Source organism: Flavobacteriales bacterium, assembly GCA_016704485.1.
Taxonomy (GTDB): Bacteria; Bacteroidota; Bacteroidia; order Flavobacteriales_F; family PHOS-HE28; genus PHOS-HE28.
The window spans coordinates 743,230-756,250 of sequence record JADJAA010000002.1 but is presented as its reverse complement, the minus strand read 5'-3'; the positions used below and the strand labels follow the sequence as shown (position 1 = coordinate 756,250).

Sequence of the window (13,021 nt, the reverse complement as noted above, 5' to 3'; positions counted from 1 at the left end):
CTTTTACTCAACTTCTTCCGTCCCAACATTAGATGGCCCAAGTACTTCGCCGGTGAGCAAAAGTACCGTACTCGGAGGACTGGTATTGGCAACAACGGTAACGGTCTTGTTCTGGCGCCCACTCCTCCCTTCGCTATCGAAACTCACTTCGATCGTGCCGTGCTCGCCTGGTGGAATTGGGTTCCGTGGCCAGTTCTTGGCTACCGTACACCCACATGATCCGCGAACGTCGGTGATCACAAGGGCGTTGCCTCCTGTATTCTCAAAGGTGTATTGTTTATTGATCTTGGCGCCTTGGATCACTTGCCCCATGTCAATTGTGGTGGAGTCGAAGGAGAATCTTGGAAGATCGGCCGGGTCGATATCCTCGTATCCTGAACTGGGAAAGTTGAGTGCTTCGGATGTAACCTGACCATCGTTCTCAGTATGGTCCGTTATGCGGCAACCGATCAACATCAAGACGATGATCGATCCGGATCCTATGATCGTTAGGCTATTCGATCTTGCGCTGATGACGTTCATTCTTCGTGTGGATCCGATTCAATTTTCCAAGAGTCCGCGACCTACTTTATGGATCATACCATTGCCTTTCATTTCAATGAAGATCTTATCCAATACGCCATTGATGAAATTCTTGCTCTTCGGCGTACTGTATGCCTTAGCGATCTCAATGTACTCGTTCAAGGTCACCTTTATTGGTATCTGATCGAATACGCGCACCTCTGAAAGCGCCATTTGCATCAGGATCATATCGCTATAGGCTATGCGATCGGTCTCCCAATTGCTGGCGTGTTCCGCGATCGCTTTTTCGTGTTCTTCCTGGTATTCGATCGTCTTGCGGAATAGTGTCGTCACGAACTCTCCTTCCTCTTTCGTGCTACGAACGATATCAGCCATAGCAAGATCATTGGCATCCGTTTCTCGCATTAGCTCCAACAACCGTTTCACCATTGATGATGCAAGATCCAGATCCTCCAACCAATAAATGCTGCGGCCTTCGAAAACATCTTGCAAGGCCTCGCTGTTCGCAACATGATCAGTGAACATCCTCACCAAATATTTCTGGCTCTTGCTGAAATCCGGATCCGCATCAGCCATATAGCTTTGATACTCCGGGCTGGCCTTGACCTCTCGCCACATACGCGTGAAAAGTTCATGGTTACCTACCCAATTGATACGGCGTTTTTCGGCTTCCAACCGCAGTACCGTGCTATCACTGAATAGTTTAACCAGTCGATCATCCACGAATCGTCGATCAGGCTTGAGGTCATCACCAGTTGGCAGGTGCTTTTTCTGCTGTTCCGTCATGCGCAGTTCGGCAACATGGCGCAGCTCCCCGAAAACGAGTAAGAGCGATAGAAATAGATCATACGTACGGTCGATACCGTTGAACAATTCCTTTTCATTGCGTGCCGCATTGGTACTATCACCTTGCCAAAAGCCATATAGCGCTTGGTAGACCTTAATGCGTAAAAAACGACGGTTGAGCATAGAGCGTTGGCTAGAACCGGATACCGGCTTGGCGCATGTTGGTGATACGGTCCTCAGCAGCTTTATTAGCAGCGAGGTAGGTCGGGATGTTCAGTTCTTTGCTGGACTTGAAAATGCGCATCGCAGTGTCATAGATACCTTCGGTCTGTTTCAATGCAGCAGTGCGGTTATACCCTTGTAATTCCCACGCACAGTTAATGATACCACCCGCATTGATCATGAAATCAGGAGCGTACAGAATTCCTTTTTCCATCACCGCTTTGCCGTGGATGTTCTCATCCGCCAATTGGTTGTTCGCAGCACCAGCGATCACGCTGCACTTCAAACGCTTCAACGTGTCATCGTTCACTGTTGCACCCAGCGCACAGGGTGAATAAATGTCCATGTCAAGATCGTAGATCTCATCCGGCTTTACGACATTGATGCTTGGAAATTCCTTTTTGAAAGCCGCTAGTTTATCATCATGTATATCCGTGATGTAAACGGTTGCGCCGTCTTTTACCAACAGGGCAACAAGACCGTGACCTACATTTCCGGCTCCTTGCACTGCAACTTTCCTCCCCTTAAGGGCATCGGTTCCATAGGCCGTGTGCGCTGCTGCTCGCATTCCGCAAAAAACACCATACGAAGTTACCGGACTTGGATCTCCACTGCCGCCCATTTCTTCCGGCAATCCTGCAACATGTTTGGTCTGTTTCCGAATATTCACCATTTCGGTGGTGGACATTCCCACATCTTCGGCAGTAATATATCGCCCATTCAAGCTATCCACGAATTGTCCAAAACGACGGAACATACCTTCCGTTTTATCTTTTCGTGAATCGCCAATGATCACCGCCTTCCCGCCACCGAGATCAAGCCCTGCCAACGAGGACTTGTACGTCATGCCACGGCTCAAACGCAGTACATCGCTAAAAGCATCGGACTCGGTCGCATAGGCCCACATGCGCGTGCCACCTAGTGCTGGGCCCAACGTGGTGTCGTGAATTGCGATCATTGCACGCAGACCCGTCGGTCGGTCATAACAGAACAGGACCTCTTCGTGATCGTGCTTTTGCATGCGACCTAGTACCAGATCGCCTTCATTGGTGGATATATTTTGTGTTACCAAGGACATCGGATTTTCGGTTCTCAGTTGTTGGTTTTTTGTTTTCGTTCGGGTGATCCCATTTTCGGTTGAAGGAATTTCCAATATCAACTGATATCCATCAATTCAAAGCTCCTCAATGTAGATCCACCTTTCTCACGCTGCCTACCTTTGACCCGTATTTCTTCAACGCCGTAATTAGGCGGGGCAAATCTAGTAAGTTCTCTTCGCCAAATGCGACCGCTCCTCAAGCTAAATCCATACTTCGCCAAATACAAGTGGCATATGCTGCTGGGCCTTGTGTTCGTGGTGCTAAGCAATTGGTTCGCCGTATACTCACCACAAGTCGTACGAGAAGCCGTGGACCTGATAGCCACTGCCGTGAAGCAGATGGAAATACCGGTGGCTGAACGGCATCTGGATGTTCCTGCCACATTACAACTTTGGGTTGGTTGGACCGGCATTGATCTGGAAGGCCGTTTACAGCAGCTCAATGATAACGATACGATCAAGTTAACGATCGTATGGGCGGCTGGCCTGTTGGCATTGCTTTATCTTGCCTTTGCAGTGATCAGGGGCGTTTTTCTTTTTCTGATGCGACAGATGATCATCGTAGTGAGCCGTTTGATCGAATATGACCTGAAGAATACCATTTACGCGCATTATCAACACTTGGACCGCGCATTCTATAAGCGGAATAGCACAGGTGATCTAATGAACCGCATCAGCGAGGATGTTGGTAAAGTACGGATGTACCTAGGACCTGCGGTGATGTATACCGCTGGACTGATCGTGCTTTTTGCCTTATGCGTGGGGCGGATGCTTTCGGTGAATGTGGAAATGACGCTATGGACCTTGGCTCCTTTACCGATCATGTCCATCGTGATCTATTACGTGAGTGATGTCATCAATAGAAGAAGTATGGCCGTTCAGCAGCAACAAAGCAGGTTGAGCACATTGGCACAAGAAAGCTTCAGTGGGATCCGGGTGCTTAAGGCATACAGCAAGGAACCAATGGCTACGGAACGATTTGCGGAAGCAGCAGCCGATTATCGCAAGCGTAGTTTGGAGCAGGCCAGGATAGAAGCACTGTTCATGCCGGCCATTCTCTTCTTGATCGGCCTTAGCACCGTGCTTACGATCTATGTCGGCGGAATGAAGGTGATCGGTGGCGACGGTTCCGTAAGCATTGGGAATATCGCCGAATTCGTGATCTATGTGAACATGCTTACGTGGCCATTTGCTTCCGTAGGTTGGGTCACATCCTTGGTTCAACAAGCCAGTGCAAGTATGGAGCGGATCAATGAATTCCTGGATACCCAACCATCAATTCTGGACGAAGCCGATGATCTCATTGAATTGAAAGGAGCGATCACCTTCAAGAACGTTTCGTTCACCTATCCAATTACGGATATCAAGGCGCTGGACCGCGTTTCCTTCCATGTTCCCGTTGGTGGTTCATTGGCGATCGTTGGGCATACCGGTAGTGGCAAAAGCACGCTTGCTGACTTGATCGGCAGGTCCTATGATGCATCCTCTGGCGAGATCCTGATCGATGGCGTGCCCATAAAACGGATCAAATTGGAACGACTTCGTAATCAACTTGGCTTCGTCCCACAAGATGTTTTCTTGTTCAGTGATACGATCCGGAACAACATCGCATTCAGCTTGGACAGTGTAAATGGATCTGTTGAAACGGCCAAGCTCCAAGAACGCGTTGAACAAGCCGCGAAGCATGCCAATGTGCATCACAATATCATCGATTTTCCCAAGGGCTATGATACGCTGCTTGGGGAACGTGGTATCACCCTGAGTGGTGGTCAAAAGCAGCGGATGAGCATTGCCCGAGCGATCATTGGAAACCCTCGGATCCTACTATTCGATGATGCGTTGAGCGCAGTGGATACGGAAACCGAGGAAGCGATCCTGAATGCGCTACGCACGATCATGAAAGGTCGTACAACCGTGATCATCAGTCATAGGATAAGTGCTGTTAAGGCGGCGGATCAGATACTCGTCCTAGAGTCCGGACGTGTTGCCGAAAGAGGTACACACGATGAATTATTGAAGCTGAATGGCCTCTACGCCGAATTGCACGAAGAGCAATTGCTTGAAGAAGCTCGTGAGGTGGAATAATGCGGTGAACAAGCTCAAAACTTGCGCTTTCAGCGATCAATTCTATATTTGGTATTGAACTCTCCTAGCTTAAAGCCCAGATACAACTATGTCGGATGATCGTGAGGATGTGTATTCCAAAGCTGTAAGAGCAGGAAAACGAACCTATTTCTTTGATGTGAAAAGCACCCGTGGCGGCGACCTTTTCCTCACTATAACGGAGAGTAAAAAGCATACGAACGAAGATGGTTCAGCGACCTATGACAAGCACAAGATCTTTCTCTACAAAGAGGATTTCGAAAAGTTCGTTGATGGTATGCACGATGCGCTGGACGAGATCGATCGGCTGCATGGACCACGCAGAGAGCGGCACAATAAACATGTAGAAGAGGATATTGGTCTGTCGAGTGGCGAAGGACCAGTGGATGAAAATGCTCCCAAGAACCCATACACGGACGTTAAGTTCGAGGATCTGGACGGAAAGACGGAAGATTGATGCTGTATGGACATCATTTATTTATCTGATCCGGATTCTATCCATTCCACCTAATTTCGCCGCCCGTTGCGCTTTGAGCGGAACCTTCCCGTGGAATTCTTCTATACAGATCGGTTCGCAAAAACACCCTGTCCGCTTTCCACAAGCGTGATGCTGATCTCTGCAACATCCATATCCTCTTTCAATGGCGCATGATATGAGCAAGAAGCTTAGTGCAGCCGGGATGCTGGTTACACTAGGGATCATATACGGGGACATAGGTACTTCGCCTTTGTATGTAATGAAAGCCATCGTCGGCGACCGACCCATAACCGAACAATTGGTGTTGGGCGGTGTTTCATGTGTGTTCTGGGCATTAACGATCCAAACAACGCTCAAGTACATTATCCTCACACTACGAGCCGACAACCACGGTGAGGGTGGTATTTTCTCTCTTTATGCGCTGGTACGCCGCTATGCGCGAACGGTCTATATTCCTGCTACTATCGGTGCCGCTTGTCTTCTGGCCGATGGTATTATTACACCACCCATTTCCGTTAGCTCAGCGATCGAAGGTTTAGGTGGTGTGCCAGGTTTGGAAGATGTGATCGTTCCAGGCGGAGACCTTACCGTTACCATAGTTATTGCGATCATTTCGGCATTGTTCCTCATTCAACGTTTCGGCACCAAAGTGGTGGGTACGGTATTCGGCCCAATGATGCTGATCTGGTTCAGTATGCTCCTCATCCTCGGGATCGTGCAAGTGGGCCATTATCCGGAAGTATTGAAATGCATCAACCCGAAATACGCCTATGATCTCTTAGTGAATTACCCGCAAGGATTTTGGCTTTTAGGTGCAGTAGTGCTGTGTACCACAGGTGCAGAAGCGTTGTACAATGATCTGGGCCACGTTGGACTAAGCAACGTGAGAATGAGTTGGATCTTCGTGAAGACTGCGCTGGTCCTGAACTATATGGGCCAAGGTGCATGGATCCTGCACAGCGGGTTGGACGTACTCGATGGGAAGAACCCTTTCTATGCCGTAATGCCAGGATGGTTCCTTTTGACCGGTATCATTATTTCAGCGCTCGCCACCATCATCGCTAGCCAAGCTGTGATCACTGGGTCCTTCACCTTGATCAGTGAAGCAATAACCATGAATTTCTGGCCGCGCGTTCGTATCAAATTCCCAAGTGATGTGCGCGGACAGATCTACATACCCAGCGTGAACCTGATCCTTTGGGCAGGTTGCATCGGTATCATGCTCGCATTCCGCGAAAGTGAACAGATGGAAGCCATCTATGGCTTGTTCATTATTGTTGCCATGGGAATGACGACCAGCTTGATGTTCCTCTGGCTTCGCTTCGTACGGAAGTGGACCTTGTTCTCCGTGATCGGTACACTCTCGATCTTCGCTGCTTTGGAACTGGCGTTCTTTATCTCGAACAGTGTGAAACTGCAAGGTCGATGGTCGTTCCTATTGGTTGTTTTTAGCTTATTCTTGATGATGATCATGTGGTATCGTGCACGCCGGATCACGAACCGTTACTTGGATTTCCGCTATTTGTACGACTACTTCCCGGCCATCAATGACCTTAGCCGCGATAAGGAAATACCGAAATTCGCAACACATTTGGTCTTTCTTACCAAGGCCAATAGTCCGCGCAACGTAGAGCGCAAGATCCTGGATTCCATCCTACGTCGAAGACCAAAGCGTGCGGATATTTACTGGTTCCTGCACGTGAATTGGACCGATGAACCATTCACCATGAACTACCGCGTTACCGAGCTTGCGCATGACAAGGTGATCCGCGTGGACTTCGATCTTGGTTTCCGAATTCAACCGCGCATGAATTTTTTGTTCAAACGGGTGATCCAGGAAATGGTGGAGAGCAATGAGATCGACTTCCGCAGTAAGTATGAATCAATGAAGAAGCACGATTTCACTGCAGACATCCGCTACGTGCTCATGGAGCGTTTCCTATCCGTTGAGAACGAACTGTCCGTGAAGGATGAATTGCTCCTGGATGCTTATTTCTTCCTGAAACGGTTCACGCTTTCTGATCGAAGTGCATTCGGGTTGGACCAAACAGATACGGTTGTGGAATATGTTCCGTTGATCCTTGGAGAACAAAAGAAAGTTCCATTGCACCGCATAAGACCTAAGGCGGAGCCACCGACTGCGGGATCGGATCAGTGAGCAGGATCAAAATGGAATTGCCAGATCTGAGACATGGATCTGGAAGTTGAGGATCGTTTCCTGATCATTGAACACTCCGACTTGCATCCACTGAAGGTGTAGTTCCGCGTCTTCCTCGTTCCTCTTGGAAAGTTCTTTCAACAGCCCTTTTTCGCCAAAGTGATCAGGATACCTGCTTAGCACATCAGGCAGTTAGTGAATGGTGAATTTCTAGTTCACCGTCAGAATGTTCAAAAGTACAGAGCATGTGGATTACGAAGTACGGATGATGGGCGGTAATCTTGCGCCGTTCTTAAGCGTTGGGTCAACGTTTATACATCAAAGAAAAAGCTCACACATGGCGAAGATCATATCAATCGTAAATCAGAAAGGCGGCGTTGGCAAAACCACAACTGCGATCAACTTGGCCGCCTGCTTGGGAGTGCTTGAACGGAGAACGCTATTGGTGGATGCCGACCCGCAAGCGAATGCTACCAGCGGTGTTGGTTATGATCCACGCACTGTGAAAGCAAGCATCTATGAGTGCATCGTGAACAACATACCTGCCACGGATGTGATCATGAAGACCGATAACCCGAATTTGGATATTCTGCCAGGACATATTGATCTGGTAGGTGCAGAGATCGAGATGATCGACATGCGCGATCGCGAACAACAATTGAAAGCCGTTCTGGAACCGCTTCGCGAGCTTTATGATTTCATCATTATTGACTGCTCCCCTTCTCTTGGTCTGGTTACGGTGAACAGCCTTACAGCCAGCGATAGTGTGATCGTGCCCGTTCAGTGCGAGTATTTTGCGTTGGAAGGTCTTGGCAAATTGCTGAACACGATCAAGATCGTACAACAGCGTTTGAATCCGGAACTCGTGATCGAAGGCATGTTGTTGACCATGTATGACAGCCGTTTGCGCCTCGCGAACCAGGTTGTGGACGAAGTGAAAACACATTTCCAACAGTTGGTCTTCGATACGGTCATTCACCGGAACGTTGCACTTGGCGAGGCGCCGAGCCATGGCCAAACGATCATTATGCATGATGCAAGCAGTAAGGGTGCAGTGAATTATTTGAATCTTGCACGTGAGGTGCTGCAGAAGAACAGCCTTACCCGGATCCCGAATGAAGAGCGGACGTTGGCAGTTGAGGAAGAGATCGGATCATGAAAAAGAAAAGCCTGGGCCGCGGATTAAGTGCGCTATTGGAGGACCCCTCCACGGATATTGCAAGTTCTCCTATTTCCAATGTTGGCGCTGCACCTCGCAGTGCTGGCCCGATCGGATCGATCTTGATCGCGCACATAGAACCGAATCCGTTCCAACCGCGGACGCATTTCAGCGATGAAGCGCTTTCCGAATTGGCTCAGAGCATACGTGAGCTAGGCGTGATACAGCCAGTTACGCTTCGCAAACTCGGTTATGATCGTTACCAGTTGATCAGTGGTGAGCGCCGTTTCCGTGCATCGCAACTGGCGGGTCTGGTGGAAGTGCCAGCATACATCCGCGTTGCCAATGACGAAGCCATGCTCGAGATGGCATTGGTCGAGAACATCCAGCGCGAGGAATTGGATGCCATCGAGGTGGCGATCAGTTTCCAACGGTTGGTGGATGAAGTGAACCTAACGCACGAGCAACTCAGCGAGAAGGTCGGTAAGGACCGTGCTACTGTAACGAACTACCTGCGGCTATTGAAGCTTCCTCCTGAAGTGCAACTCGGTCTGCGCCAACGCAGCATCGGTATGGGCCATGCGCGAGCGTTGATCGCGATCCATGATCCGGTGAAACAAGTGGATCTGTTCAATCGGATCATTGAAAGCCAGTTGAGTGTGCGACAAGTCGAAGAGCTTGCACGGAATTCCGGAGCAAAAAAAGGTTCCGGTACCGCTGCTCGTCCGAACAAGGAATTGAGCAAACAATTGGCGGATCTTATCGGCAGCCGTGTTGTGGTGAAACAGAACAACGAGGGCAAAGGAAAGATCGAGATCACGTTTAAGACGGACGACGAACTCCGTAGGATCCTGCGTGTCGTACAAGGGTGATCGCAATTTCTCCTGATCGGCTTTCGTTCCATTAGTCCGATCTTTGTGCCGTGCTACGCCTGATCATATACGCCCTTAGTGCATTCTTGGTCTTTTCGACCCCGCTCCTTGCACAGGTTGATAGCGTTGGTGTGGAGCTAGTCTCTGACAGTGCGGATACGCAGTTGAAAACGGTAGAACCGTTCACCGACGAACCGATATCAGAAGTACCTGCGAGCATCACGAAAGACTCGCTTACTTGGCAAGAACGGCATTCACCCAAGAAAGCTTCGATCTTGAGTGCATTGGCTCCTGGCGCCGGCCAGATCTACAACCGCAAATATTGGAAAGCGCCGATCGTGTGGGCCGGCTTGGGCGTTAGTGCGTATTTTATTGTTGAGAACACCAAGCAATATCGCCGGTACAAGGATGCGTACATCGCTATTGTGGATAATGACCCGACCACCATTGATGAGTTCAATGGGTCAGTGAGCGCTGACCGCGTCCTGGACGTTGTGGATACCTATCGTCGATGGCGCGATCTGAGCTATATCGCAATGGGTGCGGTGTATGCCTTGAATATCATAGACGCCAGCGTTGATGCGCATTTCGTGCGTTTCGATGTGAGTCCGGACTTGAGTATGGAAATGGGACCTTCCCTACCCGCTTTGTCGCAAGGTGCGGTGGGGATCAGTATAGGGTTAGCGTTGCGGTAGTTGCTTACCTTGCACTAAACTTCTGGTCATGCGCAGTGTAGTGCTTCTTTCACTTGCGGTCATTTTGTTTGTAACAGATGGCTTCGCTCAGACATTCGTTCCGCTCTTTGGGGAACCAAGCCGACAATGGACAACTGTATTTCGAGGTAGCGTGGACGCTCAGTGCGAAGACATCTATACCGATACCTACTTTATTGGTGGTGATACGATTCTCAATGGTCAAGCGTATCAGGTGATCTGGCGGCAGGAGTTCTATTCTCAATCATACATTTTATCCATGAACTGTAATAACTCATCGTATGCGAACGGTATTGCGCATTTTGTTCGAGAACAGGATAAACGCGTCTATGTGCTGATCGAACCGATTGAAGAATACATGATCTATGACTTCAACGTTGAGGTTGGCGACTCAATACCCTATCCAAGTAGCTTTCCTAATGCACCCGTTTCAGACTACCCTAGATGGGCTAACGTTATCTTGATCGATTCGGTCGATATTAATGGTAGTTACCGAAAGCGGTTCGTTGTTGATTCGTTGGAAGACTTCGTTGGAACACGATCAATAATTGAGGGAATTGGTGGGTCTTCGGGTCCTTCTCATCCGTTGGATGTACAATTTGGATTATCCCACTTCCTTTCGCTGGAATGTGTCAAAGAAAACGGTATGTCCGTTTATGGAGAAGGCATCTGTTACCCGATCACTGGAATATCTTCAGATCATGATCGGAATGTGCTCGTTCTTTTTCCGAACCCTACGGCAAATTCTGTACAATTCGGGGAGGCGATCATTCGCTTTGAAGTGTTTGATACCCTAGGAATGAAGAGGCTCGATGGCACCGGGAACAGTGCCGATCTTTCTGACCTCACTTTAGGCACCTATTTTCTTCGTGCATGGTCCTTGGCTGATCGAGCCATAGGTGTGTACAAGGTTGTACGTACCGATGATTGAACCGTCCTCAGCGTTTCCTGTGGCTACCCTTATCTCCGCGTTGCCTGTGGCTACGCGAAAGTTGTAGTAAGCATCGTAGCCTGTGGCTACTTTGTCTAAACCACTACTCACACAACAATTTGGACACTATACCAAATATTGGCACATTTGAAAAACCGTTGAACAATGAGTAAGAATACATCCATAACCTTAGGAGACTATTTCGAACAATTCGTTCAAAGCAGTATCTCCGAAGGACGATACAACAACGTAAGCGAAGTAATTCGAGCGGGACTTAGACTTCTTGAGGAAGAGGAAAGCAAAGTCATTGCACTTAGACAGGCCATCAAGGAAGGAATAGATAGTGGACTCGCCAACGATTTCGACCCTCAAGATCATCTTGCCTCGTTGAAAGCCAGAAGGAATTCCAATGGGTAAATTCATCTTGACCAATAAAGCGGTCGAGGATCTGGGAGATATTTGGAACTACACGTTGGACCGATGGTCCGAACAACAAGCAGATAAGTATTACCAGAACCTTCTCGATGCATGCCAAGAAGCTGCAGATGATCCAAGGCTTGGTAAGAAATATGAAGGAATCCGATCAGAACTGAATGGAGTGCAGGTAATGAAACGCGTTCTACTCTTCCGAATAGTGGATCGGGATAATATTGAGACCTCAAGAATACTGCACGAGCGAATGGATCTGAAGGGTCGAATCTAGTAGTGTTGGATATTGTAGTTCATGATTCCAGTCGACGTGGTAAAAACTCCGTCGGTTCTTTTCAGATCTCTGATATTGAGCCAGTCTGGCAAACTTAAAAACGGAAGTTTACAATAACTCGACTTGCAGCAAGTCATTCAGATGGAGGTTGTGATCTTCCTATTCAACGGCGTATCTTAGTGCCATGCCTAACAAGAAAGATAGTAACCCTTCGGAAAAGTCTGCAACGCCTCGAAAAGTGTTCATGGGCAAGGCAGTGTTGGAGGCTGCTTCAAAGGCAGCAACCCGCAAAGCTAACAAGAGAGCATTTAAGCACGTGGATGAACTGCTAGTGGTAAAGGATGGTTGGCTTGTACGGATAAATGCCAAAGGCACTGTTGTGAAGCGCGTGAAACAGCTAACGCTGACCATGCCAGCCAAAGAACGAGCGTAGAAATGGCGGGAGAGCCGCGTATGCGTGTATTCGCTGGCCCGAACGGTTCGGGAAAGACAACCGTTATACGCGAAGTACGCCGTTTCAAAGTAAATGGAAGGAACGTAGACTTTGGACTTTACGTTAACGCAGATGATATTGCGCAAGTGCTCAATTCGGGCAAAGGCTTTGACCTTGCCCCTTATGATGTTTCCTTGGATCGGAATGATGTGTTGGCTTTTGCGAAAGGATCAGGGCTTTTGGGCAAAGGATTCACCTCAACTGATCTGGACTCCGCATTGCTTTTGAACGCTGGCAAGCTCAGGTCCAATGCCCCCAACGTGAATGACCGCCTAGCCCAATTGACTGCGCAATACTTGTATGACCAGCTCTTGGACAGGAAACATAAGTTCACATTCGAGACCGTTTTCAGCCATCCGAGCAAATTGGCATTGATGCAACGTGCTCGTGACCTAGGCTACAAAGTATACCTGTACTATGTCGGAACAGAAGATCCATCTATCAATGTGCAGCGGGTACAAGAGATCCGCGTAAAAGAAGGTGGACACAATGTTCCAAAAGACAAGATCATTGACCGGTATTATCGCTCAATGGATCAACTTCGTGCTGCTATTGATCTGGCGTATCATACATTCCTTTGGGATAATTCTGGAATTGAATCACACCTATTTTGGACGCATAAAAAATTACCCGACGGTGAACAGGACTGGAAGATCTTTATGGATCATATGCCGTTCTGGTTTGTCCAATATTATCTGGCCCATTTCCCAAAGAATGCGCAGCTAAAAGGACAAATGGAACTCTTTCAGGCCACGCGTGGGATCAAATAAGTAAGGCGCCCA

Annotated in this window: 14 protein-coding genes; 11 read left to right on the top strand and 3 right to left on the bottom strand. The window is 48.6% G+C overall.

Annotated features, from left to right (window positions below; genetic code table 11):
• Positions 1-3 precede the first annotated feature (3 nt).
• Genes IPF95_14320 through IPF95_14310 form a run of 3 tightly spaced genes read right to left on the bottom strand, consistent with a single transcriptional unit; the run spans position 4 to position 2,566 of the window.
• Positions 4-522, bottom strand: a complete 519-nt coding sequence (locus IPF95_14320) for a DUF1573 domain-containing protein (protein MBK6475861.1) — start codon at positions 520-522, stop codon at positions 4-6.
• Positions 523-540: 18 nt separating this feature from the next.
• Positions 541-1,491, bottom strand: a complete 951-nt coding sequence (nusB, locus tag IPF95_14315; GenBank protein ID MBK6475860.1) for a transcription antitermination factor NusB — start codon at positions 1,489-1,491, stop codon at positions 541-543.
• Between the two features lie 10 nt (positions 1,492-1,501).
• Positions 1,502-2,566: a Glu/Leu/Phe/Val dehydrogenase gene (locus IPF95_14310; GenBank protein MBK6475859.1), complete on the bottom strand. Its 1,065-nt coding sequence runs from the start codon at positions 2,564-2,566 to the stop codon at positions 1,502-1,504.
• Between the two features lie 246 nt (positions 2,567-2,812).
• Between IPF95_14310 and IPF95_14305 the strand changes: the two genes are divergently transcribed.
• The 11 genes from IPF95_14305 (at position 2,813) to IPF95_14255 (ending at position 13,009) form a co-directional block, all read left to right on the top strand.
• Positions 2,813-4,714: an ABC transporter ATP-binding protein gene (locus IPF95_14305; GenBank protein ID MBK6475858.1), complete on the top strand. Its 1,902-nt coding sequence runs from the start codon at positions 2,813-2,815 to the stop codon at positions 4,712-4,714.
• A gap of 88 nt (positions 4,715-4,802) precedes the next feature.
• Positions 4,803-5,189: a PUR family DNA/RNA-binding protein gene (locus IPF95_14300; GenBank protein MBK6475857.1), complete on the top strand. Its 387-nt coding sequence runs from the start codon at positions 4,803-4,805 to the stop codon at positions 5,187-5,189.
• 196 nt (positions 5,190-5,385) lie between these two features.
• Positions 5,386-7,368, top strand: a complete 1,983-nt coding sequence (locus tag IPF95_14295) for a KUP/HAK/KT family potassium transporter (GenBank protein MBK6475856.1) — start codon at positions 5,386-5,388, stop codon at positions 7,366-7,368.
• Between the two features lie 337 nt (positions 7,369-7,705).
• Positions 7,706-8,527: a ParA family protein gene (locus tag IPF95_14290; GenBank protein MBK6475855.1), complete on the top strand. Its 822-nt coding sequence runs from the start codon at positions 7,706-7,708 to the stop codon at positions 8,525-8,527.
• A complete protein-coding gene (locus IPF95_14285; GenBank protein ID MBK6475854.1) occupies positions 8,524-9,399 on the top strand; it encodes a ParB/RepB/Spo0J family partition protein in 876 nt (291 codons plus the stop codon). The genes IPF95_14290 and IPF95_14285 overlap by 4 nt, the downstream gene beginning before the upstream one ends.
• A gap of 50 nt (positions 9,400-9,449) precedes the next feature.
• Positions 9,450-10,094, top strand: a complete 645-nt coding sequence (locus IPF95_14280; GenBank protein MBK6475853.1) for a hypothetical protein — start codon at positions 9,450-9,452, stop codon at positions 10,092-10,094.
• Between the two features lie 28 nt (positions 10,095-10,122).
• The gene (locus IPF95_14275; protein ID MBK6475852.1) at positions 10,123-11,043 is read left to right on the top strand and encodes a T9SS type A sorting domain-containing protein; all 921 of its coding nucleotides are present in this window, start codon (positions 10,123-10,125) and stop codon (positions 11,041-11,043) included.
• 165 nt (positions 11,044-11,208) lie between these two features.
• Entirely contained in the window at positions 11,209-11,460 is a 252-nt protein-coding gene (locus IPF95_14270; protein MBK6475851.1) for a type II toxin-antitoxin system ParD family antitoxin, read from the top strand.
• A complete protein-coding gene (locus tag IPF95_14265) occupies positions 11,453-11,746 on the top strand; it encodes a type II toxin-antitoxin system RelE/ParE family toxin (GenBank protein MBK6475850.1) in 294 nt (97 codons plus the stop codon). Before IPF95_14270 ends, IPF95_14265 begins: the two co-directional genes overlap by 8 nt.
• A gap of 184 nt (positions 11,747-11,930) precedes the next feature.
• Positions 11,931-12,179 carry a hypothetical protein gene (locus IPF95_14260; protein ID MBK6475849.1) on the top strand — a complete coding sequence of 83 codons (249 nt, stop codon included), beginning with the start codon at positions 11,931-11,933 and terminating at the stop codon, positions 12,177-12,179.
• 2 nt (positions 12,180-12,181) lie between these two features.
• Complete coding sequence (locus IPF95_14255; GenBank protein ID MBK6475848.1) at positions 12,182-13,009, top strand: zeta toxin family protein; 828 nt, start codon at positions 12,182-12,184, stop codon at positions 13,007-13,009.
• Positions 13,010-13,021: the final 12 nt, after the last annotated feature.

Coding starts and splice junctions, on each gene's coding strand:
- IPF95_14320 (MBK6475861.1), bottom strand. CDS start 522: ATGAACGTCATCAGCGCAAGATCGAATAGCCTAACGATCATAGGATCC.
- nusB (MBK6475860.1), bottom strand. CDS start 1,491: ATGCTCAACCGTCGTTTTTTACGCATTAAGGTCTACCAAGCGCTATAT.
- IPF95_14305 (MBK6475858.1), top strand. CDS start 2,813: ATGCGACCGCTCCTCAAGCTAAATCCATACTTCGCCAAATACAAGTGG.
- IPF95_14300 (MBK6475857.1), top strand. CDS start 4,803: ATGTCGGATGATCGTGAGGATGTGTATTCCAAAGCTGTAAGAGCAGGA.
- IPF95_14295 (MBK6475856.1), top strand. CDS start 5,386: ATGAGCAAGAAGCTTAGTGCAGCCGGGATGCTGGTTACACTAGGGATC.
- IPF95_14290 (MBK6475855.1), top strand. CDS start 7,706: ATGGCGAAGATCATATCAATCGTAAATCAGAAAGGCGGCGTTGGCAAA.
- IPF95_14285 (MBK6475854.1), top strand. CDS start 8,524: ATGAAAAAGAAAAGCCTGGGCCGCGGATTAAGTGCGCTATTGGAGGAC.
- IPF95_14275 (MBK6475852.1), top strand. CDS start 10,123: ATGCGCAGTGTAGTGCTTCTTTCACTTGCGGTCATTTTGTTTGTAACA.
- IPF95_14270 (MBK6475851.1), top strand. CDS start 11,209: ATGAGTAAGAATACATCCATAACCTTAGGAGACTATTTCGAACAATTC.
- IPF95_14265 (MBK6475850.1), top strand. CDS start 11,453: ATGGGTAAATTCATCTTGACCAATAAAGCGGTCGAGGATCTGGGAGAT.
- IPF95_14260 (MBK6475849.1), top strand. CDS start 11,931: ATGCCTAACAAGAAAGATAGTAACCCTTCGGAAAAGTCTGCAACGCCT.
- IPF95_14255 (MBK6475848.1), top strand. CDS start 12,182: ATGGCGGGAGAGCCGCGTATGCGTGTATTCGCTGGCCCGAACGGTTCG.